Origin of the sequence: Flavobacterium sp. MK4S-17, assembly GCF_009848495.1 — a bacterium.
Taxonomy (GTDB): domain Bacteria; phylum Bacteroidota; class Bacteroidia; order Flavobacteriales; family Flavobacteriaceae; genus Flavobacterium.
In genome coordinates, this window is record NZ_WWEP01000028.1 from 18,829 (window position 1) to 40,413 (window position 21,585).

24 protein-coding genes and 1 tRNA gene are annotated in these 21,585 nt (G+C 38.5%); 4 read left to right on the top strand and 21 right to left on the bottom strand.

Going from position 1 to position 21,585, the window contains the following annotated elements; translation table 11 throughout:
• Positions 1 to 20: 20 nt before the first annotated feature.
• The 6 genes from GSF09_RS10060 to GSF09_RS10085 are packed head-to-tail and all read right to left on the bottom strand — an operon-like array spanning position 21 to position 5,439.
• Positions 21 to 1,286: a hemolysin family protein gene (locus tag GSF09_RS10060; RefSeq protein WP_159800967.1), complete on the bottom strand. Its 1,266-nt coding sequence runs from the start codon at positions 1,284 to 1,286 to the stop codon at positions 21 to 23.
• A gap of 5 nt (positions 1,287 to 1,291) precedes the next feature.
• A complete protein-coding gene (locus GSF09_RS10065) occupies positions 1,292 to 1,483 on the bottom strand; it encodes a hypothetical protein (RefSeq protein WP_159800969.1) in 192 nt (63 codons plus the stop codon).
• Between the two features lie 6 nt (positions 1,484 to 1,489).
• Entirely contained in the window at positions 1,490 to 2,050 is a 561-nt protein-coding gene (gene lptC, locus GSF09_RS10070) for an LPS export ABC transporter periplasmic protein LptC (RefSeq protein ID WP_159800971.1), read from the bottom strand.
• 1 nt (position 2,051) lies between these two features.
• Complete coding sequence (locus tag GSF09_RS10075) at positions 2,052 to 3,431, bottom strand: lipopolysaccharide assembly protein LapB (RefSeq protein ID WP_159800974.1); 1,380 nt, start codon at positions 3,429 to 3,431, stop codon at positions 2,052 to 2,054.
• A 17-nt stretch (positions 3,432 to 3,448) separates the two neighbouring features.
• Positions 3,449 to 4,711, bottom strand: a complete 1,263-nt coding sequence (locus tag GSF09_RS10080) for a hypothetical protein (protein ID WP_159800976.1) — start codon at positions 4,709 to 4,711, stop codon at positions 3,449 to 3,451.
• Positions 4,708 to 5,439 (bottom strand): type III pantothenate kinase, encoded by a 732-nt coding sequence (locus GSF09_RS10085; protein WP_159800978.1) that lies wholly within the window; start codon positions 5,437 to 5,439, stop codon positions 4,708 to 4,710. The genes GSF09_RS10080 and GSF09_RS10085 overlap by 4 nt, the downstream gene beginning before the upstream one ends.
• Before the next feature lie 99 nt (positions 5,440 to 5,538).
• Here GSF09_RS10085 and GSF09_RS10090 point away from each other — a divergent pair.
• Positions 5,539 to 5,611: transfer RNA gene (locus GSF09_RS10090), tRNA-Phe, on the top strand.
• Between the two features lie 54 nt (positions 5,612 to 5,665).
• On the opposite strand, the gene GSF09_RS10095 is transcribed toward GSF09_RS10090, so the two are convergent.
• Positions 5,666 to 6,766: a fatty acid desaturase gene (locus GSF09_RS10095; protein ID WP_159800980.1), complete on the bottom strand. Its 1,101-nt coding sequence runs from the start codon at positions 6,764 to 6,766 to the stop codon at positions 5,666 to 5,668.
• A 177-nt stretch (positions 6,767 to 6,943) separates the two neighbouring features.
• Here GSF09_RS10095 and GSF09_RS10100 point away from each other — a divergent pair, with 177 nt between their 5' ends.
• Together GSF09_RS10100 and GSF09_RS10105 are read left to right on the top strand one after the other, a co-directional pair.
• Positions 6,944 to 8,983, top strand: a complete 2,040-nt coding sequence (locus tag GSF09_RS10100) for a thioredoxin domain-containing protein (protein WP_159800982.1) — start codon at positions 6,944 to 6,946, stop codon at positions 8,981 to 8,983.
• On the top strand, positions 8,973 to 9,815 hold the full coding sequence (locus tag GSF09_RS10105) for a mechanosensitive ion channel family protein (protein ID WP_159800984.1): 843 nt from the start codon (positions 8,973 to 8,975) through the stop codon (positions 9,813 to 9,815). The genes GSF09_RS10100 and GSF09_RS10105 overlap by 11 nt, the downstream gene beginning before the upstream one ends.
• Before the next feature lie 11 nt (positions 9,816 to 9,826).
• On the opposite strand, the gene tsaB is transcribed toward GSF09_RS10105, so the two are convergent.
• Genes tsaB through GSF09_RS10120 form a run of 3 tightly spaced genes read right to left on the bottom strand, consistent with a single transcriptional unit; the run spans position 9,827 to position 13,131 of the window.
• On the bottom strand, positions 9,827 to 10,486 hold the full coding sequence (gene tsaB / locus GSF09_RS10110) for a tRNA (adenosine(37)-N6)-threonylcarbamoyltransferase complex dimerization subunit type 1 TsaB (RefSeq protein ID WP_159800986.1): 660 nt from the start codon (positions 10,484 to 10,486) through the stop codon (positions 9,827 to 9,829).
• Between the two features lie 24 nt (positions 10,487 to 10,510).
• Complete coding sequence (locus GSF09_RS10115; RefSeq protein ID WP_159800988.1) at positions 10,511 to 11,794, bottom strand: efflux RND transporter periplasmic adaptor subunit; 1,284 nt, start codon at positions 11,792 to 11,794, stop codon at positions 10,511 to 10,513.
• 2 nt (positions 11,795 to 11,796) lie between these two features.
• Positions 11,797 to 13,131: a TolC family protein gene (locus tag GSF09_RS10120; RefSeq protein ID WP_159800990.1), complete on the bottom strand. Its 1,335-nt coding sequence runs from the start codon at positions 13,129 to 13,131 to the stop codon at positions 11,797 to 11,799.
• A gap of 139 nt (positions 13,132 to 13,270) precedes the next feature.
• Between GSF09_RS10120 and GSF09_RS10125 the strand changes: the two genes are divergently transcribed.
• Positions 13,271 to 14,671, top strand: a complete 1,401-nt coding sequence (locus GSF09_RS10125) for a DUF4403 family protein (protein ID WP_159800992.1) — start codon at positions 13,271 to 13,273, stop codon at positions 14,669 to 14,671.
• Here GSF09_RS10125 and GSF09_RS10130 read toward each other — a convergent pair whose 3' ends face one another.
• From GSF09_RS10130 to gcvH, 11 genes are all read right to left on the bottom strand, one after another.
• Positions 14,672 to 14,908 carry a hypothetical protein gene (locus GSF09_RS10130; RefSeq protein ID WP_159800994.1) on the bottom strand — a complete coding sequence of 79 codons (237 nt, stop codon included), beginning with the start codon at positions 14,906 to 14,908 and terminating at the stop codon, positions 14,672 to 14,674. It lies immediately after the preceding gene.
• Between the two features lie 25 nt (positions 14,909 to 14,933).
• Complete coding sequence (locus tag GSF09_RS10135) at positions 14,934 to 15,488, bottom strand: DUF420 domain-containing protein (protein WP_236564878.1); 555 nt, start codon at positions 15,486 to 15,488, stop codon at positions 14,934 to 14,936.
• The gene (locus GSF09_RS10140) at positions 15,488 to 16,114 is read right to left on the bottom strand and encodes an SCO family protein (protein WP_159800996.1); all 627 of its coding nucleotides are present in this window, start codon (positions 16,112 to 16,114) and stop codon (positions 15,488 to 15,490) included. The genes GSF09_RS10135 and GSF09_RS10140 overlap by 1 nt, the downstream gene beginning before the upstream one ends.
• Positions 16,114 to 16,767: a hypothetical protein gene (locus GSF09_RS10145; RefSeq protein ID WP_159800998.1), complete on the bottom strand. Its 654-nt coding sequence runs from the start codon at positions 16,765 to 16,767 to the stop codon at positions 16,114 to 16,116. Before GSF09_RS10145 ends, GSF09_RS10140 begins: the two co-directional genes overlap by 1 nt.
• A 71-nt stretch (positions 16,768 to 16,838) precedes the next feature.
• Positions 16,839 to 17,189 (bottom strand): cytochrome C oxidase subunit IV family protein, encoded by a 351-nt coding sequence (locus GSF09_RS10150; protein WP_159801000.1) that lies wholly within the window; start codon positions 17,187 to 17,189, stop codon positions 16,839 to 16,841.
• Positions 17,190 to 17,213: 24 nt separating this feature from the next.
• Positions 17,214 to 18,197, bottom strand: a complete 984-nt coding sequence (locus tag GSF09_RS10155; RefSeq protein WP_159801002.1) for a cytochrome c oxidase subunit 3 — start codon at positions 18,195 to 18,197, stop codon at positions 17,214 to 17,216.
• Between the two features lie 45 nt (positions 18,198 to 18,242).
• Positions 18,243 to 18,821 carry a heme-copper oxidase subunit III gene (locus GSF09_RS10160; protein ID WP_159801004.1) on the bottom strand — a complete coding sequence of 193 codons (579 nt, stop codon included), beginning with the start codon at positions 18,819 to 18,821 and terminating at the stop codon, positions 18,243 to 18,245.
• A 3-nt stretch (positions 18,822 to 18,824) separates the two neighbouring features.
• Positions 18,825 to 19,727 carry a heme o synthase gene (gene cyoE, locus GSF09_RS10165; protein WP_201309350.1) on the bottom strand — a complete coding sequence of 301 codons (903 nt, stop codon included), beginning with the start codon at positions 19,725 to 19,727 and terminating at the stop codon, positions 18,825 to 18,827.
• Positions 19,728 to 19,992: 265 nt separating this feature from the next.
• Entirely contained in the window at positions 19,993 to 20,736 is a 744-nt protein-coding gene (gene deoC, locus GSF09_RS10170; RefSeq protein ID WP_159801008.1) for a deoxyribose-phosphate aldolase, read from the bottom strand.
• A gap of 41 nt (positions 20,737 to 20,777) precedes the next feature.
• On the bottom strand, positions 20,778 to 21,164 hold the full coding sequence (locus GSF09_RS10175; protein WP_159801010.1) for a VanZ family protein: 387 nt from the start codon (positions 21,162 to 21,164) through the stop codon (positions 20,778 to 20,780).
• Entirely contained in the window at positions 21,157 to 21,537 is a 381-nt protein-coding gene (gene gcvH / locus GSF09_RS10180; RefSeq protein ID WP_159801012.1) for a glycine cleavage system protein GcvH, read from the bottom strand. The genes GSF09_RS10175 and gcvH overlap by 8 nt, the downstream gene beginning before the upstream one ends.
• Between the last annotated feature and the right edge of the window lie 48 nt (positions 21,538 to 21,585).

Here is a 21,585-nt window from a genome sequence, read left to right on the forward strand (position 1 = left end):
CAATTAAGTGATATTTTTTTCTATTTATTGCGGATTGGCGTAATGCGAACCAACTCAATCCGTTTGGCCGAGGCCTGTTCTATATATACTTCAAATTCATCAACCGTAAGCGTTTCGCCTGTTTGCGGTATTTCCTTTGCACAATGCACTATAAAGCCACCCAGTGTGGTGTAGGAATCTTTTTCGGGTATGTTTATATCATACTCATCATTAAGATATTCCACATCAAGCCTTGCCGAAAACACAAAGCTGCCGTTTTCCAGCACTTTCTCTACCCTCTCCTCTTCCTCATCGTGTTCATCCTCTATTTCCCCAAACAGTTCCTCAATAATATCCTCAACCGTAATAATGCCTGATGTACCTCCATATTCATCCATTACAACCGCCATGCTTTTGCGTTTGCGGGTAAGTATATTAAGCAGCTCTTTAATGTAAATGGTTTCGGGGACACATTCAATAGTTATCATTACTGATTTTATTGATTGCGGCTTTTTAAACAGCTCAAAGGAATGTACGTAACCTATAATGTTATCTAGTGTGTCCTTATAAACAATCATTTTGGAATAGCCCGTTTCCACAAAAAGCTCCCGCAGTTCCGTAACCGAATCATTAACTTCAACCGCTGCAATTTCGGTGCGTGGTGTCATTACATCCCGTGCCTTTAAATCGGAAAACTCAAGCGCATTCTGGAATATCTGTATTTCCGAATCCACTTCTTCCTGGCTGTCAGAACCGTTCATCTGTTCGGCTATATAATGTCCCAGTTCACCTTTGCTGAAATAGGCCTGGCGCGTATCGCCCTTAGTGCCCAGTATTTTTACAAGTATAAAATCTGATATTGCAACTATAATAAGGGATATTCGTGAAAATATAAGGTAAAAAACATAAGCCGGGACAGCAAAAAACTTTATAAGCGTGTTGGCATATATCTGGAAGAAAACCTTAGGTATAAATTCGGCAGTAACCAGCAGTATAAACATGGAAATAACTACCTGCAGCAAAACATTGTAAAAAACAGGCATTTGCCATCCTGCCGTTTCCAGCCAGCGCATTACCACACCGCCCATATAGTAACTATATACTACAAGGGCAATGCTGTTTCCTATAAGCATTGAGGTAATAAACTGTATGGGGTTTTCGGTAAGGCGGGTTAAAATGCGGGAAATAAATGTAGTCTGCCTGCTTTCCACACCAAGGTAAACCTTATTTGATGAGACATAGGCTATTTCCATCCCCGAAAAGAATGCCGAAAGCAACAGGCTGGCTATTATTATCAGGGTTTCCAATACATTTACTTTTGTTTTTTCCTTTCTTCAAATTTTTTGGCAAAACGCCTCCTGAAAAAAAACATGAAAATTGCACAGCCGGCCAAAAGGAACATCAAAAAGCTGTTTTCATTATTTTGCATAGCAACCACACCCTCATATATAAAGAATGCACCTGCCAAAAGATATATGTATGCTACAAATTTTAAATATCCCATTTTTATTTATTTTTCATTTTCATCAATCGCCCTTTCGCCGGTATTCCTCTGCATATTAAAAACCTTAAAGTCCTTGCTGAAGTCTATCCCCGGCCCCTGCAGGAAGCTGCCCTGCCCATCGGTAAATTTAAACCATTCTTCCGTATAAAACCACTCATTTTTCTGGTCATAATAAAGCTGCTCAGTTTCCAGCACTTTTCCATCTGCCGAAGTAATCTTTACATTACCCCTTAAATCTATTATATCGGTCTTAGCATACGAAATAGCGTAGTCAGAATCTACATAGCTCTCCTTGCTTTTATCGTCCAGCAGTGTAACATGTACACCTTCAGGAAATTCATTAAAACCATACTCAAGATTGGAATAGTCCAGCATAAGCGGACTCACAAGAATAGCCTTTACCCTACCCGAATCTGTATATTTCAGGTTGATGTCCTCAGCACGGGTAGATGGCATAAATGCCACTTTGTTAATGCGCTGCACATCTTTAAAATTGCTTTCACAGGATAACATCAGCATGCCGCATGCCGCAAATAATAATATTCTTACAGTATATTTAAACTCCATATTATAATTTAGGCACAGTAACGGTTTCATTTATCCAGCAGCCATAAACAATTTTATCGCCCTTATCTTTTTTAGCCTCCTTAGCTTCGGCTTTTGTAGGCAATCTTTTGCCATAGCTTTTCACCATCGCTTCAACAGTAGATTTATATTTCGGTTCTGCCATTTCGGCTTTTTTAAGCGTATCAATAGCAAGCCACAATAAAGCTTTACGCTCAAATTCGGTCAGTTTGCAATCGCCTGGTGTAACCGAAGAATACATTTCTGCAAGCATAAGGTAAGGCTGGCCTGATTTAGGGTTTAAATCAGCTGCTTTGGTAATATACTGCTTGGTTTTTGCTTTATCTATATTTCTTACAATAGTAGCTACACGAAGGTATATATTGGATTTTTTGATTGCGCTCTCCTCCATTTCTGCCGACTCATCAAAATATGCTATAGCCTTTTCTGTATTGCCAAGCTTTAATTCAATATTAGCAAGGCGTTCAGCCGATTTGGAAGACGGTTTTACTTTATGCAGCGAAAGTGCAGCTTTATATAATGAAGGCGCGTTATAACACTTGTTATTATACATTACATTAACCATGCTTTCCAGCCACGAAATGTTTGTATTATTCGCTTCCAGCTTTTCCCCATAATAAGCTTCCAGCTTCTGGCAGTTAAAATGTTTGGCCGCCAAAAGGCTTATATTATCAAGTACGCCATCCAGCGCATCGGGTGAAAATTCCGTATCCATTATATAAAACTTCTCATCAGGAGTTAACTGCTCCTTGTTTTGCTGTTTTGCAGTAATCCTGTCGCGCTCGGCTACTACTTCCTCCTTAGCCTTCATAACCTGCCCTGCTACCTCTCCATACTTTTCTACAAACTGCGCATCTGTTATTTGCTTATTTCCTTGCTCATAGCGTTTCTGGAACAGTATAAAGTATTCCTGTAAGGCTTCATAATCGTTAAAAGCCTCTTTATTTTTTGTAAATGAGGCATCCATTAACTTAAATGCTTCTTCTTCGGTAGCGAGCCCGTTATTTTTAAGCAGCATTGCCTTGCGCATTCCGGCAGCAAAATTGTTAACCGGGAAATTCTTTTCATACAAATCATAAAGTGCCACGAGGTCGCTAATGTATTGTGATTTTAGTTCGGGGTTATTTTCAGAAGTAATATTGGCTTTTAAAACCCTTTCCCCATATATATAAACCTTCTCGCTAAACTTTGGGCAGTCTTTTAAAATATCTGCCAATTGCACCGAAAGCCCATTATAATTACCCTCAGTAATTTTCTGCTCAAAAGCCTTAAAGGCTGCTTCACAGTCAACACTGCCCTGCCCCAATACATTTAGGGATAAAGCAACTGTAAAAATTAACGGCAATATAAATTTAGCTTTCATATATCAGGTTTTAGGCTTTAGTCGTACTTCCTTTTTACGAACCACTTATCGTTTAAGGAAAGGCTGACGAATAAATTTACATAATTTTCCTGAACCAGGTTAGCATTTGTTGTGCCTCTTTTACCATACTCAACACCTATGTTAAGGTTAGATGAACCGATATAGCTGCCTAACGGGAGCCCCATGCCAAAAGAAACCCCATAATCATTGATGGATTCGCCGTTTACTACAAGCCCTGTTTTTTCGTATTTAAAACCTGCCCTGTAGGTAACCCTGCTTAAATAACTGCTGAATGACATGTAACGGGGAATGTAATAACCACCCACGGCAACTTTATGTGATTGCTCAAATCCCGCATTTGTTATATTATCAAACCTGTTGCCCAGTTCATTGCTTTCCTGAAATGTATATTCTACACCCGCAAACCATTTAAGGTTTTGCCCTATTCCTGAACCTAATGAAATTTTTGAAGGGGTTTTTACATCACCATCAAAACTGCGCACCCCAAGCTTTTCCACTACAATTTCATTACCTGACCTGGAATAGTATATGGTTGCCAGTTCCCTTTCGGTAGAGCTGTTAAGCGTACCTGCCGGGGTATAAGTGGCACTGGTGTACCAGTCGTATTTTTCCTTAAGCCTTGTTTTATAAATTGCGCCTATGTTAAATGAAAAACCGCTGTAATCAGAATTATTCAATTCCCTTGTAGAGTACTCCAAGCCTGGTATAGATACAGCCGACCTGGTTTCTATATCACCAAAGTTATACTGAAAATCTGCACCTAAACTAAATTTGGGAGTTATATTATAGGATGCGCCAAGGAACACACGGTTAAGGCCGCCGCTTCCCTCAAATCGCCTTGCCCTTTCAAAACCGTTATCATCAATAACAGAGTTCCTTATTTTATAACCAACCGCACTATAAGGCATAAGCCCGAAAGCAAAGGCAAGGTTATTAACGGGAAGGCCCACCGCAAGGTAATCCACCGTGGTACGGCTGGCATCGTCATTACCGGAACTGGTTTTAAATGTTGTGGAAGACGTACTGGCCGCGATACTGAATGTTGTAAATTTTAACGCACTGTATGATGCGGGGTTTTGCAGGTTAAGGTGGATACTGTCTGACAATATGCCCAGCCCGCCCATAGCGCGGTTTTCTGCAGTACCTTTAAATTTTACATCACCTATTCCGTAATATGAATATGGGGAAGCATTGTTTTCCTGCGCAAAGGCAACCGAAGCCGCAAGCAGGCTAAAGCTCACAATAATTTTTTTAATCATTTTTGATTTAAGTATAAATATAAATGGTTCAAACTTTCCAGCAGGAAATTTGAATTGGCAAATATGGTGTTTTTTAATCTTTTAGCCAAAAAATCAGCATCCCCACCCGTCAATATTAGTTTTACATCCTGATACTGTTCCGTATACTGTTTTATAAAGCCCTGTATTTCATGCAAAACCCCGTTCACCACGCCCGAATGCATGGCACCGGCAGTGGAATTACCGACAAAATCATCAGGCATTTCAGGATATAACAACGGAAGTTTTGCGGTAAAATTATGCATGGCATTATACCTTAGCTGTAATCCGGGAGAGATTGCGCCTCCATGGTAAACATTATCCGCATCTGTAAAGTCATAAGTAATACACGTGCCGGCATCAATAACAAGGCGGTTGCTGCCCGGAAACTGCAATACAGCCCCTGCCGAAAGCACCATCCTGTCGATACCCAATGTTAAAGGGGTTGCATAATTATTTTTAAAAGGGAAGCTGCTGGTGTGGTTTATTAAAATTACCCCTGCTTTTTGTATAAGCCATGAAAGCATTGTTTCATCTTCATTTTGCACTGAAGCCAAAATAAGAGTGTGGATTTGGGAGTAGCCCGTAAAAATTTTTTCAAAATTTTCCAGCCAGTGTTTTTTATCAAATACTGCTTTATTTAAAAGCCCATATCCCTCAAAAACAGCAGCTTTAATTTTAGTATTGCCAACATCTACAGCTAAAAGCATTTCCCCTTTGTTTGTTGGGCAAAGATACAAATTGATTTTTTTTAAATTTTGTTTTGGATAATGTAAAAATGATTCTATATTTGCACCCGCAATAGCAACGGTACCTTAGCTCAGTTGGTAGAGCAATGGACTGAAAATCCATGTGTCCCTGGTTCGATTCCTGGAGGTACCACAAAAAGCCCCTTAACTTTTAAGGGGCTTTTTATTTTTTACACTGCCTTAAAAATCATATCTCCCCGGTCATCATAATATTTTCCTTCATTCCATGCTTTTTCAACATCCTGAAATGCGAGCGTACTGCTTTATGAAAAGGATAATTAGTATAAGGCAGGTTGTATTCGGCTGCATACTTTTTTATTATAGGTGTTATGTATGGATAATAGGTATGCCCAACCCCCGGAAAAAGATGATGTGCCACATGATGTGTAAACCCTCCAAAAAGGAAATTGGCAAATTTACTTTCAGTACTAAAATCTTTAGTAACAACCATCTGGTGCATAGCCCAGGTGGTGGAAATTTTTCCGTTTTCATCAGCAACCGGAAAATTGGCATGCTCATCTACATGGGTTGAAACCAATGCTATTACCCCCAGCATACTTGCCAAAAGGTGCATTACAATCCACGCAGAAAAAATAATGTGCCATGGCTGGTTTAAAATTATAATCGGCAAAACCAGCATATAAAGCAGGTTAAATATTTTAGCACCAAAAAGCCGGTACACTTCGTGCCTGGGTATTTGCACAACCCTTTTTACATAATTATCTTTTTCACCAAAGAAATCTTTAAAATCTCTTATAAACAGCCAGTTGATAGTGTAAAAAGGATATATAAACCACATATATATGTGCTGGTATTTATGCAATTTTAATAAAGGGCTGGTAGGAAAAATACGCACCAGGTCACTCTGTTTAATATCTATATCCCATTCCGGCACATTAGGGTAGGCATGGTGCAGGCTTATGTGCCTGCGCGACCAAAGCCATTTATTACTGCCAAAGACTTCCAATATATAAGTAAACATATCATTATGCCTGGGCTTTTTAAAAAGTGCGCCGTGCACCGCATCATGAAAACCGTTTATAAAAAGCACAATCATTGTAAAGCCGCAAAGTATATAGAAAAGGAACAGTAATGATGTGTTGCTGCCAAATAAAAGAATGCAAGTGTAAAAGGTAAAATATAAAATTAATAGTCCTAAAGATTTAGCTACATTATAACGGTAGTAACGGTTGTTTTTTAAAACAGTTTCTTCTACTTCCTTATGCAGTTTTTTAAAAAAATCATCCGCTCCGGGTTTAAGATATACAGGCCTTTTTAACTTGGACATGGTGATTTATTTTATATAACGGTTCATCAAATTTAAATATACCTTATGAATTAGATATAAAAATAAAGCTTTTTAATAATCCTTTAACAACATAAATTAAAATATTACATTGCCCTCAACTAATACAAGTTAGGTATTTTAATTTGCCTAATTTTATTAAAATTTTGAACTTGAATTATGAACGAACTCCACCTTGAAACAAGCCCTTACTTATTACAGCATGCAAAAAATCCTATTTACTGGAAAGCATGGAATGATAAAACACTTGCACTGGCAAAAGAGCAAAACAAGTTAATTGTGCTCAGCGTGGGGTATTCTGCCTGCCACTGGTGCCACGTTATGGAACATGAAAGTTTTGAAGATGAAGAAGTGGCACTGGTAATGAATGAGCATTATATTTCCATAAAAGTTGACAGGGAAGAACGCCCTGATATTGACAGTATTTATATGAAAGCTGTACAGTTAATGACCGGGCAGGGCGGCTGGCCTATGAATGTTGTGCTGTTGCCGGATGGAAAGCCGGTTTGGGGAGGCACTTTCTTCAGGAAAAATAACTGGATAGATGCTTTGCAGCAATTGCAGCAACTATACCAAAACGAGCCTGCTAAAGTTTATGATTATGCCGAAAAATTACTTTCAGGTATCCAGGCTATGGAACTGGTAAGTGTAGATAATGAGGCTGCTTTACCTACCATGAAGGAATTAGAAAAACTGGTAACTAAATGGGCTAAAAGTTTCGATAAAGAATATGGAGGCTATGCACGCGCACCAAAATTTATGATGCCCAACAACTATCTTTTTCTTCAGCGCTATGGTTATCAGACTCAAAATAATGAAATCCTGGATTTTGTAGACCTAACCCTTACCCGTATGGCATGGGGTGGGCTATTTGATACTATTGGCGGCGGCTTTTCCCGTTACTCTGTGGATATGCGGTGGCATGTGCCGCATTTTGAAAAAATGCTGTATGACAATGGGCAGCTCCTGTCATTATATTCAGAAGCCTATAAGCGCACCCAAAAGCCACTTTATAAGGAAGTGGTTGAGAAAACGCATGAATTTATAAAAGCAGAACTTACAATGGAAAACGGGGCGTTTTACAGTGCACTTGATGCTGACAGCATAAATGAAGATGGAAAACAGGAGGAAGGCGCTTTTTATGTGTGGCAAAAAGATGAGCTTGAAAGGCTGATTAAAGAAGATTATGAAATTTTTTCAGCAGTTTATAATATTAACGAGTTTGGTTATTGGGAGCATAAAAATTACGTACTTATACAAACCCGTCCATTAGAGGAAATTGCAAACACATATCACATAACTTTTAAGGAGTTGAAACTCAAAAAACAGGGCTGGGAAAAACTATTATATAACGAACGAAAAAAAAGGCATTCACCCGGGCTTGATGATAAAGTGCTAACCTCATGGAATGCGTTAATGCTTAAAGGCTATGCTGATAGCTATAAAGCTTTTCAAAAACAGGAGTATATTAATGCTGCCATAAAAAACGCTGAATTTATTGTAAAGGAAATGTGGCATGCTGATGGCTTTTTATGGCGGACTTATAAAAATGATAAAGCAAAAATCAAAGGTTTTCTTGAGGATTACGCACATACTATAGATGCCTTTATAACACTATATGAAGCTACCCTGCACGAGCAATGGTTACTTTATGCAAAGCAACTGGCCGATTATTGCCTGGATAATTTTTATGATGAGAAAAAACAGTTTTTTGCTTACAACCAGGTTAATGAAAAAGCATTGATAGCCGCACATTATGAAACCGAAGATAATGTTATTCCCGCTTCAAACTCTGTAATGGCTAATGCATTATTTAAACTGAGCATATTATTTGAAAACAGCCATTATGAAATTAGGGCTAAAAACATGCTGCGGCTTATAACTCCTAATTTTGATTATGCTTCTGCTTTTTCAAACTGGCTTAACCTTTGGTTAAATTTTTCCGGCCAAAACAGGGAACTGGCTATATGCGGCACAAATGCAGCCGAGGCTGCCAAACAAATCAACAGCCTATATATACCTCATGTATTATTAGCCGGATGTACCGGGAAATCACCCATACCTTTTTTAAAAGGCCGCTTTGTTAAAAATAGTTTAATGTTTTATGTTTGTAAGAATAAGGCTTGTAATTTGCCTGTTTATGATGCTGATGAAGCTGTAAAACAATTAAAAATAAATATTGAACAGAATGAATTTTAACGACTACATTGAAGGGCTGCAAAATTATTTTATAACGTTTTTACCCAACCTGATTAAAGCTGTACTTATTTTAATTGCGGGGATTTTTATCATTAAGTTTTTCCGATGGTTCATGAAACGCATGATGGTGCGCAGGGAAGATATGGACCCAACGCTCATTAAGTTTTTAATGGATATATTTACATGGGTTTTAAGGGTGTTGTTATTTATAATGGTAGTTGGTGCACTGGGTATAGAAACCTCTGCATTTGTAGCTGTAATAGGTGCCGCAGGCCTTGCAATAGGCCTGTCATTGCAGGGTTCATTATCCAACTTTGCAGGAGGTATATTAATAATACTTTTCAAGCCATTCCGTGTTGGCCATTATATTGAAGTGCAGGGCGAAGGCGGTACAGTTGTCGAAATACAAATTCTTTACACCAAACTGCTTACCCCTAACAATCAGGTAGTGTTTATACCTAACGGTGCATTATCTAACGGCAATATTAAAAATTACTCCAAAGAACCTTTGCGTAAAGCAGAGTTTATTATAGGGGTTGGGTACAACAGCAATATTGAACACGTAAAAAGCGTTTTAACCCGTGTAATTGAAAAAGACCCAAAAATACTTAAAGATCCTGCCCCGGTTATAAGGATAAAAGACCTTGCCGACAATTCCGTTAATTTTCAGGTTTTTGTATGGGCTACCAATGAGGATTTCTGGCAAATGTTTTCTGACATAAAAGAAAACACCAAAATTGAATTTGACAAAGAAGGCATTGAAATACCTTTCCCTCAGCGCGATATCATAATAAAAAATACTGACGGTAAAAATGTACTGTCGCAACAGTAACAAGCTAATCGCTATTTACCGGCTATAAAATCTTTTAAATAATAAGGTTCAAAATAAGCGACATCAACAGTGTCGCTTATTTTATATTTTAGATAAGATAACTCAGCCATCTGGGCAGTAGAAGGATATATAACATCATCATGATATATAAACCTGCTGTCAAAAAGTAATTCTTTGCATTTTAAGGCTCCATCGCCCACAAGGTGTATTTTACCTGTTGTTTCAGTAAAAGAACTCTCTGTTATTACTTCAGCCTGTGTAGCTCTCAACTGTCTATAATCGCTTGTATATATGGCACTGTAAACCTCCATGCGCCTGGCGTCTATCATAGGTATAATAACCCCGTCGTTTACTGAAATTTTACGGGCAAGAAGTTCCAGGGTATCAATAGCAATAAGCGGAATATTCAATGCATAGCATAAACCTTTCGCGGCTGAAACACCAATACGCAAACCCGTGTAAGAACCGGGGCCCTTACTTACAGCCACCGCACTAAGGTCACTGTAGGCTAAGCCTGCTTCTTTAAAAACTTCATCTATAAAAACGTGTAACTTTTCGGCATGGGTATATCCCTGCCCCGCATATTCTTTCAGGCTTACAGTATCCCCGTTTTTAGATAATGAAACCGAACAGTTTTTAGTTGCTGTTTCTATATTAAGTATAAAGCCCATTAACTTGTTTCTGTCTTCTAAACCTTATTGCTTGGATTTTACTTTTACAATATCATCCGGGTTAAGTTCTCGTGTTACGGTTGTATAAGGGCCTGTAATAACCACATCGCCTTTTTTCAGCCCTTTTACCACCTCTATATTAGTGTCATCCTGTATGCCTGTAGTAATTGGCTTTAAAACTGCCTTATTACCTTCTTTTACAAAAACACACTCAAACCTTTTATCTGTTACACCTGTTTTTTGTTCTTTTTCTTTTTGCTCAAGCTCTTTAACAACATCTCTTTTAACGGAGGTAGTATCTGACTTTACCACTACTGCACTGATTGGAACTGCAAGTATATTTTCTTTTCTTTCGGTTATAATATCAACAGTTGCAGTCATTCCCGGCCTGAAAGGAGAATAATTAGATGGCTTGCCTTTCATCATATCTTCGTAAGACTCTTTAAGTATCCTTACTTTAACTTTAAAGTTGGTAACCTGGTCTGCAGTAAGGTCACTGCTGGCGGAATTGGATATACTGGTAACTTCTCCTTTAAATTTCCTTTTCAGGTAAGCATCAACCTCAATATCCGCTTCATCACCAATTTCAATTTTTACAATATCATTCTCGTTAACATCAACTTCCACTTCCATATTATTAAGGTTTGCCACCCTTAATATTTCGGTACCAGCCATTTGCTGTGTACCTACCACACGTTCGCCAAGTTCTGCATCCAGCCTTGATATGGTACCATCTACAGGAGAATATATGGTTGTCCTGTTCAGGTTGTCGCTTGCTTCACTCACTGTAGCAGCAGCGCTTTGAACACTAAAGTAAGCCGATTGGCGTGAGGCCTGGGCCACCTCATAAGCAGATATAATTTTATCCCATTCGGATTTAGATATAACGCCTTTATCAAACAGGGCCTTGTTCCGGTTATAATTCGCCTTGGCCTCTTTAAGTTGTGCTTCTGCCTGGTTAAGCCCGGCTTTTGCTGTTGAAAGTGCTGCGGCACTCCTGTTTACACCCGATTCATACAAATCCGGGTTAATTTTTACCAATAGGTCGCCTTTTTTTATAGCCTGCCCTTCCTTAACCGGCAGCTGTATTATTTCACCCGATACTTCAGAAGATATTTTAACTTCCACCTCCGGCTGTACCTTTCCTGTGGCAGAAACCGTTTCAACCAGTGTAATTTCTTTTACCTGTTGTGTTTCAACTTCTTTTCCTTCATCTTTTTTACCTATTACTCCACTTTTGCTAAGTACTATAAGTAAAATAATTACAACTACGACTCCGCTTAATAAATATATATTCCTTTTTGACATAGCTATGGTTTTTCAATAATTGGTATACCGAAATAAAATTCTAAAATCTTTATCCTGAAAATTAAGTCATATTTTGTGCGCAATACTTCTGATTGTGCGTTTACGGCAAGGGTTTGTGCCTGGTTCAGGTCAAAAACATTAATAAGCCCCTCCTCATAACGCGCCTGTGCATACGTAAGTGCCTGCTTTCTTGCCTCAGAAGCCGAAACAGCAGCATCATAAGCCTTTTGCGCTCCCTGTACATCTGTATAGGCAGTATAAACATTTCTTTCAAGGTCAAGCTCCTGCTGCTCCAATGCAAGTTTAGACCTTTCAAAAGCCACTTTGGAGCGCTGTACATTATTGCGGGTACTTAAACCGTTAAGTATCGGGATGCTTAGCTGGAAGCCCAATGTGTGCCCTTTATAATCCCACAACTGGTCCCAAAAAGGATAAGGCAGTAATGAAGTTACCCTAGAATCGAGATTATAAAAACCTGAAAGTGTCGGCTGATATGCACCTCTGGCTACTTTAACATCCTGTTCCGCAACATCACGGTTGGCTTCAGCCAGTTTTATTTCTGTCCTTAAAGTACGTGCCTTATCATAAACCGACTTAGGGGTTTCAGCCATCACCTCGCTTAATTCCGCCTCATATTCCTCATCGGCTATATCAAAATTGGCAAAATCTTCCAGTTGTAATAACTGCGCAAGGCTTAGTTTGGAAATCAGCAACTGGTTTTCTGCAGCCACCACCCTTTGGTTATCGGCTGCAACGGTCGCCTCAATATCCAAAAGGTCGCCTTTTGGCACCATACCGCCATCCACAAGCTGCTGGGTACGGTTAAATTGCTTAGTATCTATTTGCAGTTGTTCCTGCTGTACCTTTAAGTTTTCTTTATTGAATAATATCTGCAAAAAAGCATTTGCCACGTTAAGGGAAACATCTTCCCTAATTTTTTGCAATTGGTACTGGCTTGCTAAAACAGCCATTCTTGACCTGCGGAGCTGTGCCAGGTTTTGAAGCCCCTTAAACAAATCTATACGTGCACTTATACCTGCATTAGTAAAACGTGTGTTCTGCTCCTGGTTAACGTTGGTTATGGGGTTGGGGCTCAAACCCATGCTCCAGCCATGTGTAATATTTGCATTGGCAGAGGGTAAAAATGCACCCCATGCATCTTTTTTACTGATTTCTGATAACTGAAGGTCAAGTTCAGACTGGCGTACTGAAATATTGTTTTGCATTGCATATTCCACGCACTCGCGCAGCGTCCATTTTTTTTGCTGTGCCTGCAACTGCACCGCAAAAAGGCTTAAATACACAAATAAGAGTAATGCAACCGGTTTGCTTCTCATATTGGTTAATAAAGGTTTTTTTACAAAGTTATTTAAATATTCCAAACAAAGGAATTTAATTGTACCCATTAGACACTATACACTGTTTTTTGTTACAATTTATATACTACATTTACTGCGATTTTTGCACAATAAATGTATGAAACGTATAGCATTATCCTGCCTGCTGTTTATGCTAACAGCAGTATTTATTACCGGCTGCTCTACAGCGAAGCGCATAGAAGCCCTTAAGCCGGAACCTTCAGACAACGCTCCTGTTGTATATGAAACCTCTACCTCTTTTATAAATGTTCCTGTTACCATAACACTGGGCGATATTGAAACACAGTTAAATAAATTCCTTAGCGGACTGATTTATGAGGATAAGGATATTAATGATGATAATATTGCCATGAAAGTGTGGAAAACAGCACCTATAAAATTTACCGAAACAAAGGGCAGGCTGCAAACAGTTGTTCCCATTAAAGTAACGGCAAACGTAAAATATGGGGCATCTGCGCTTGGTATAAGCCTGTATGACACCCGAGAGGTAAACCTTGATGCTGTAGTAACGTTTAATAGCAAAGTGGGCTTATCCAACTGGAAGATGACTACTGTTACCTCAATTGAATCTCTTGAATGGAAGGAAAGCCCTACGGTTACAGTAGGCGGAAAAAAAATAGCCATTACTTACCTTATAAACCCTGCCGTAAAGCTGTTTAAATCACAAATTGAACAGGAACTGGACAAGGCTATACATAAGGCTACCGATTTTAAGCCACAGGTTCTTGAAGCACTGCAAACCATCAGCAATCCTTTTATGGCTAATGAACAATATGAAACCTGGTTTAAGCTTAACCCTGTAGAACTTTATGTTACTGATGCCGTACTTACCAATAAACAGATTACAATGGAAATGGGGCTTAAGTGTACTATGCAGACAATGGTAGGCCAAAAACCGAAAAGCTCATTTAAAAAAGAAGATGTGGTTTTAAAAGCGGTGAGCAAAATGCCGGATAAGGTAAATGTAAATATTGCCGCTGTTTCAACCTATGCAAGTGCTTCGGGCATAATTACCAAAAACTTTAAAGGGCAGGAATTCGGTTCTGGTAAAAAAAAGGTAACTGTTCAAAAAGTGGAACTTTGGGGCAAGGAAGGCAAAATAATTATTGCACTTGATTTAACAGGCAGTATAAATGGCACTATATACCTTTCGGGCTACCCAAGCTATAACCCCGCCACCAAAGAAATTTATTTTGACCAGCTGGATTATGTACTGAACACTAAAAGTGTATTACTGAAAACAGCCAACTGGCTGGCCGAAGGCTACATACTTAAAAAAATTGAAGAAAGCTGCCGCTATTCCATAAAGGATAACCTTGAAGAAGGCAGGAAAAACCTGATGCCGTATATAAGCAATTATTCACCAATGGAAGGCATATTTATTAACGGCTCTATAAACGAACTGGAGTTTGATAAAGTACAGGTTACCAATAAGGCGATAATTGCCTTTTTAAAAGGCACAGGTAAAATAGACCTGAAAATAAACGGAATGAAATAATTATTCTGCTGCTGCCTGGGCTTCTTTTTTCTTTTTGCGCATTTTATATATGGCATAGCCCACAAGCCCTACAAGCAGGTATGGGAAAATCATGAGGTATACAATACCATCATTTACCGCTTCGGGTTTAATACCGCTATCACTGCTTTCCAGTGCTGCCCTGCACATAGCACATTGCGCATTGATTGATATGGGCAGTAGCAAGAAAACTACAAGTGCAAATAAAAACTTCTTCATTATCATTCAGCATTATGCCCTGCACTTAATGTGCGTAGTAAGGCGAAATCATTAAATAAACCACTACACCTGTAACGGCAACATACAGCCATAATGGGTAAGTTATACGTGCCAGTTTCCTGTGCCTTTCGAAAGAACCCGTAATAGCCCTTACATAAGTTATAAGCACAAAAGGTATAATTATTACCGAAAGTAATATATGTGTTATAAGTATAAAGTAATAAACATATCTTATAACACCCTCGCCCCCAAACTTTGTAGAGTCGGAAGTCATATGGTAAGCTACATACATAGCCAGGAAACATACTGATAAGAAAATGGCAAACTTCATTAGGTTTTCATGCAGCTTTTGCTTTCCCCTCCTTACAGCCATTACCGAAACCACAAGTACAATTGCAGTAAGCCCGTTTATAGCAGCATATATAGGCGGCAGGAATGAAAGCGGCTTAACATCATAACCCAGCTTCCTAAGGTTAACCCCAAATAAAAGCGCAACTACTACCGGTATGGCAACAGATAAAATTATTATCCATTTATTATATTTCTTTTCGGCAGCATTGCCGTTCATTACCTTTTCCATTATTCTTCAAGTAACTTTTTTATATCTTCTTTTATAGCCTGCACACCACTGTCTTCAAGGCCGTCATAATACAGTATAGGATTACCGAATTTGTCTTTCCTGCAGCGTATTTTGCCTTCTTTATCTATAAGCGCAAATAGCCCCGAGTGTTCAAAGCCACCGGCAACATTTTTATTTTCACCTGCATAAAGGTTAAAACCTTTTTGTGCAAGGCTGTATATGTAATCCTTATCCCCTGTTAAAAAATGCCAGTTATAATGCTTTACACCCAAAAGCTCGGCATGCTCCTTAAGCACCTGCGGAGTATCATATTCCGGGTTAATGGTAATTGACGCTATCCCGAATTCAGGGTTGCCGTAAAACTCTTTTTGCAGCAACAGCATATTCTGGTTCATTTTTGGGCATATGGTTGGGCAGGTAGTAAAAAAGAACTCTACCACATAAACTTTACCAAGGTAATCTTTATCCGAAATTTTCTTTCCGTTTTGGTCAGTCAGCTCAAATGAAGGCACAGGGCCAATTTCAACAAGGTCTGATTTTTGGAATTTTGCTACAATTTTAGGCACTGCCCAAATACCAAAAAGCAGCACTATAAAAGATATCCCGATGTATGATTTATTCTTCATTAAATTTCCCTCCTGTTTTTATTCCTTTTTAAAGCAAGGCGGTATTCGCGAAGTAAGATTTTTACATCATCGGTCATTTCATTATGAAGTTCTGCTGCCGAAAAGGTGTTATACCCTTCCTTATATTCTTCACTACCGTCTTTCCCTTTGCCATTACGGCCTCTAACATTGCGGTCTTTATCTACAATAAATACATAATAAGAACCATACTGTGCGTCAAGCTGTTCCTCAACATCCAAAGACTTATGAAACCTTGCAATGTTTTCAGGGGATGTAAATACAAAGCGCCAGTCCGATATATCTGCCATTACAGCAAGTTCAGAAATCATTTTATTCACTTTTTCTTCATTACCCTCCGGCACCAGCATAACTATCTGGAAATCGGCAAAGCCCCTGTATTTGTTGTTTATCTTCTGGCTAAGGTTAAAAATACTTTCTTTTCGTTTTTCAAGGTCGTTGCCTAAATACCCTACAATAGAAATTTTGTCTTCCAACTGTACAAATTTACCATCAAGGGTTTTACCCTCGGGCAGTTCATTAATGTTTTTGGAAATAATGGGCAGGAAAAGCGAATTATGCTTTGCCAGCGAAAAGTACAGGTAAATAACCAGTGGCAGTATCAGCAGCCCTATTAAAAGAAACCTTTTTTTCATCTTGAAAATATCCTTTTGCAAAAATAAAAAAGGCGGTTCAAAAAACCGCCTTTTTTATTAAATGTATTTTCTTAAAATAACCATTTGTATTGTGAGTTATGGAAAACCTCAAAAACATAATTACCTTCTATCAATATTATGAATATAAGATAAATTATAAGGAATACCAGCGGTGCTACTATAGTCCACCTTAAATTGGCTTTTTCCCCTTCAAGGTGCATGAAAGCCCACATAATATAATATGCTTTTACAAGAGTCAGAATAATGAAAATCCAGTTTAACAGGTTAAGGTTAAACAGGTTTGTCATGAATAAAAAATCAGGCTTTTCTATACCCAAAGCTACCTCTACAATTGTTATTATAGATAATATGCCGAATACAGTCCAGATTCTCTTAGTATTTGATTCGTGAGAATGTGCCATGGTTTTTATAACTTTTTAAATAAATTAAACAAGATAGAAGAATGTAAATACAAATACCCAAACAAGGTCTACAAAGTGCCAGTATAAACCAACCTTTTCAACCATTTCATAATTTCTCCTTTTTTCATAAGTACCTAAAAGCACATTAAGGAAAATAATGATATTAAGTATAACACCCGAAAATACGTGGAAACCGTGGAAACCTGTTATAAAGAAAAAGAAATCGGCAAAAAGCTTATGCCCGTATTCATTCCTTATAAGGCTTGCACCTTCTACAACTATATAAGAATCTTCAATCCTTTTTAAGGACTCTTCCCTTGACAGTACAATTTTTTGCTTTGTATTCTGGTCAATTAATTCTGTTTTAATTAGCAGGTCAGGGTTTGCCTTAAAGCCTTCCACTACTTCCTGCACGCTGTAATTACCCATAGGGGCAGAATCCTGGAACCAAATACCTTTACTCCTAACATTATTTACCCTTTCAGCAGGCATATCAACAGCAAAATCAGCAAGCGCAACCCTTTCACCATCTGTATTTACAAATTGCAGTATGGCACCACCATTGGTTTCAACAGCACCATATTCACCTTTTATAAAGTTTTTCCACTCCCATGCCTGAGAGCCAAGGAAAATAGCACCACCTATAATGGTTAAAAGCATGTATATGGCAACTTTGGTTTTCTTCATCTGGTGGCCCGCATCAACTGCAAGTACCATAGTTACAGATGAGAATATAAGTATAAATGTCATTAAAGCCACATAATACATTGGGGCATCTACACCATGCAAAAACGGAAAGTGTGTAAATACCTCATCGGCTATAGGCCATGTTTCAATAAATTTAAACCTTGAAAAACCGTAAGAAGCAAGAAAGCCTGAAAAAGTAAGTGCATCTGAAACGATGAAGAACCACATCATCATTTTGCCGTAACTCGCTCCCATAGGCTCGTTTCCGCCGCCCCAAACTTTTTCGGTAGTAGTAGCTGTTGTTGTAACTGTCGCTGCCATATTGAGTTATTAGTTAAAAAGTTTCCAAATTTACATTTTTTTTCTTTAATAGAAATAGAAAAATAAAAACAGGTAAACCCACAAAACATCAAGAAAATGCCAAAACATTGCACCTAACTCTATTCCAAGCGTTTGTGTAGGAGTGTATTTTTGTTTAAAATGATTATAAATTACCACAAGCAGCACAATAAGCCCTGCAAACAGGTGCGCCATATGCACTATGGTAACTATGTAAAGAAAAGATGTTGTTACAGTACTTTCGGCACCTGTAAAATAATAGCCATTGGCAATTACTTCAGCAAAGCCATAAAATTGCGACACCACAAAACCTATTCCCAGCGCAAGGGTTGCCAGCAAAAAAACCGTTGTATTATTCCTGTCACCTTTTTTTATTGCCATTTTTGCAAGGTGAAAAGTAAAACTGCTGGCAATTATTACCACAGTACTTACCATAAACGCAGGTGGCAGGACAAAGTCATTAAGCCAGTCGGGCCTTGAGGTGCTTACCACGTAGGCACTGGTAAGCCCTGCAAACATCATAAACATACTTATCATGCCAAACCAAAGCAGCATTTTGTATGACCTGCCTTTTCTATCGTTATGTTCTTTTAAGGACATTTCCATATTTTATCGTATAAATTTGTCTAACACATATATAACCTGCAATAACGAAATATAAGAAACGCTTACAAGCATAAGCCTGCGGGCAGCCGGCCCGTCCATCTGCTTATACAGTTTCACCGCATGCCACAGCATCCACAGCCCCAACAGCAAAACAAGTACAGCAGAAACTAAACTTAATTTAAGCGAACCTGTATAACCCGTAGCCGGAAGCAGCGAGGCAAGTATAAGCCATGATGTATAAAGTATGGTTTGCAAAGCGGTTTTTTTATCGCGCTTACCGGTAGGCAGCATAAAGAAGCCTGCCTTCTTGTAATCATCAAATAAAAACCAGCCAATAGCCCAAAAGTGAGGAAATTGCCAAAAAAACTGTATAAGGAATAGTGTTCCCGCCTCAATACCAAAATCATTGGTAGCAGCTACCCAGCCCAGCATAAAAGGTATAGCCCCGGGAAAGGCACCCACAAAAACCGCAAGTGGCGTTACAGTTTTTAAAGGAGTATAAATACTGGTATATAAAAATATAGATATAGCCCCAAACATGGCCGTTTTAGGGTTAATACTGTATAGTATTGTTATACCCATAATTGTGAGCAGTGAACCCAGTATAAAAGCATTTCTTGACGACACTTTACCCGAAGGTACAGGACGGTTTTTAGTCCTGTCCATAAGCATATCAAGGTCTTTTTCTATAACCTGGTTATACACATTTGATGCACCCACCATGCAATAACCGCCAATAGTTAGCATAATAAGTGTACCCCAACTGAATGGGTGCTCGCCGGAAACACCTAACAAATATCCTGCAACAGATGAAAAAACCACGCTTATTGCCAGCCTGGCTTTTGTAATTGCAGTAAAATCAGCAAAAAGTGCTTTTAGTGATACCGGTTTTTGTGAAGCGTTCAATATAATTTTCATTATTGTCAAAAACTGGCGCAAAGATACTTCAAAATGCTATTTATCAAAAGGAATTAACTTTAAAAGAAGCATCAGATTATTTATTATTTTTTTTCTGTACCGACGCAACCTTTCCTTTTATGGCGCATCTATTATATGTAACGTCCCTTTCGTAAGGTTTTGTTTAAAATTTAAAGTTGTTACCAAAAAGAAAAATTCGTTACAAAATTGCTATGAAAGAGAAAACCTTCCCTAAACCGGGAAGGTTTTTTATTTAGTAACTGCTTTCAGCCGAACCACCATAGGCTATTGCCTTTGCCGAAGATGTACCTATGCGCTTAACGCCAAGTGAAATCATCTCTATGGCCTCATCATAAGTGCGCACACCACCAGAAGCCTTAACCGGTAAAGGAAATGAATTTTCAAGCATGAGCTTTATTGCCGGTACGGTTGCACCATTAGGCGCCCCGCCTTCGGTTTTATAGAACCCTGTTGATGACTTTACAAAAACCCGCTCATAATATCTTTCCTCAAAATGGGAAAGCACAACATTTTTAATCAGCACACACAGCCTTACTATTTCACTATCGGTTAGGGCAGCGGTTTCAATAATCCATTTAACCGTTTTATTATTTTTTAGCCCTAAAGCAGTACATTCATAAACCTGTTTTTTAACACTATCAATATCCCCCGCCTTAAAGGCAGTATAATTTATAACATAATCAAGTTCATCAGCACCATCGTCAATAGCCTGCTGTGCTTCCTTCAGCTTATCAAACAGCGGGGCACTTCCTTCAGGAAAATCTATAACAGTACCTACCAAAACAAGAGAATCGGCAGCATCTGTTAACGATGAAGCTATTCTAACCATTTCCGGCCTTATCATAATAAGCTTAAACTTTTCTGCTATAGCTTCATTAATATAATGCTTTGCTGTTTCAATGTTTTCTTCTTCTGTAACCCCTGCCTGCGCAGCCGTTTTTAAGTAGGTAGAATCTAAATATTGTTTTATATCCATAGTCCAAAAAATAATCCCCTGAATAGTTCAGGGGATTAAAGTTAATTATTATCTCTTTTCTTTTTTACCAAAAGCCATAAAATAAGTATAGCGGAACCACTGCCGAGGCTGTTTGCTAATGCATCCAGTAAATCGGCACTCCTGCCTTCTGTAAACAAAAACTGGCAGGCCTCAATACAGGCACCATACAAAACGGCAACTATAAAGATTAAAAACCTTAGCCTGGCTAAACTTTTAAACACCCTTACCGAGCGTAAAAAAAGATACCATAATATGGTAAAGGTAAAATAGAATATGAAATGAACAAATTTATCTGCGTCCGGAAGATCAAATTTGTCTATACTTTCAATACGGGAATTGCTCATAAGGCTTAATACCGTAATCAATACAGTCCAAAGTGCTGCCGGCCATAAAAACCTGTTAAGCACCTATCAGCTCCTTATATTGGTCGCTGCTTAACAGCCCGCTTTCTTCAGACGGGTCGCTTATTTTTACCTTAACCATCCAGCCTTCGCCATAAGGGTCGCTGTTCACTTTTTCAGGCGTGCTTTCCAACGAATCGTTAAACTCAATTATTTCACCTGATAAAGGCAGGAAAAGGTCAGAAACAGTTTTTACCGCTTCTACCGTACCAAAAACATCGTCTTTAGCCAATGTCTGGTCAAGCGTTTCCACTTCTACATATACAATATCGCCAAGTTCTTTCTGGGCAAAATCTGTAATACCCACTATAGCTGTATCGCCTTCTATTTTAACCCACTCGTGGTCTTTTGTGTACTTTAAATCTGCAGGAATATTCATTGTTAGTTTGTTTTAGGCAAATGTATGTTTTATATGATTATTTAAAAA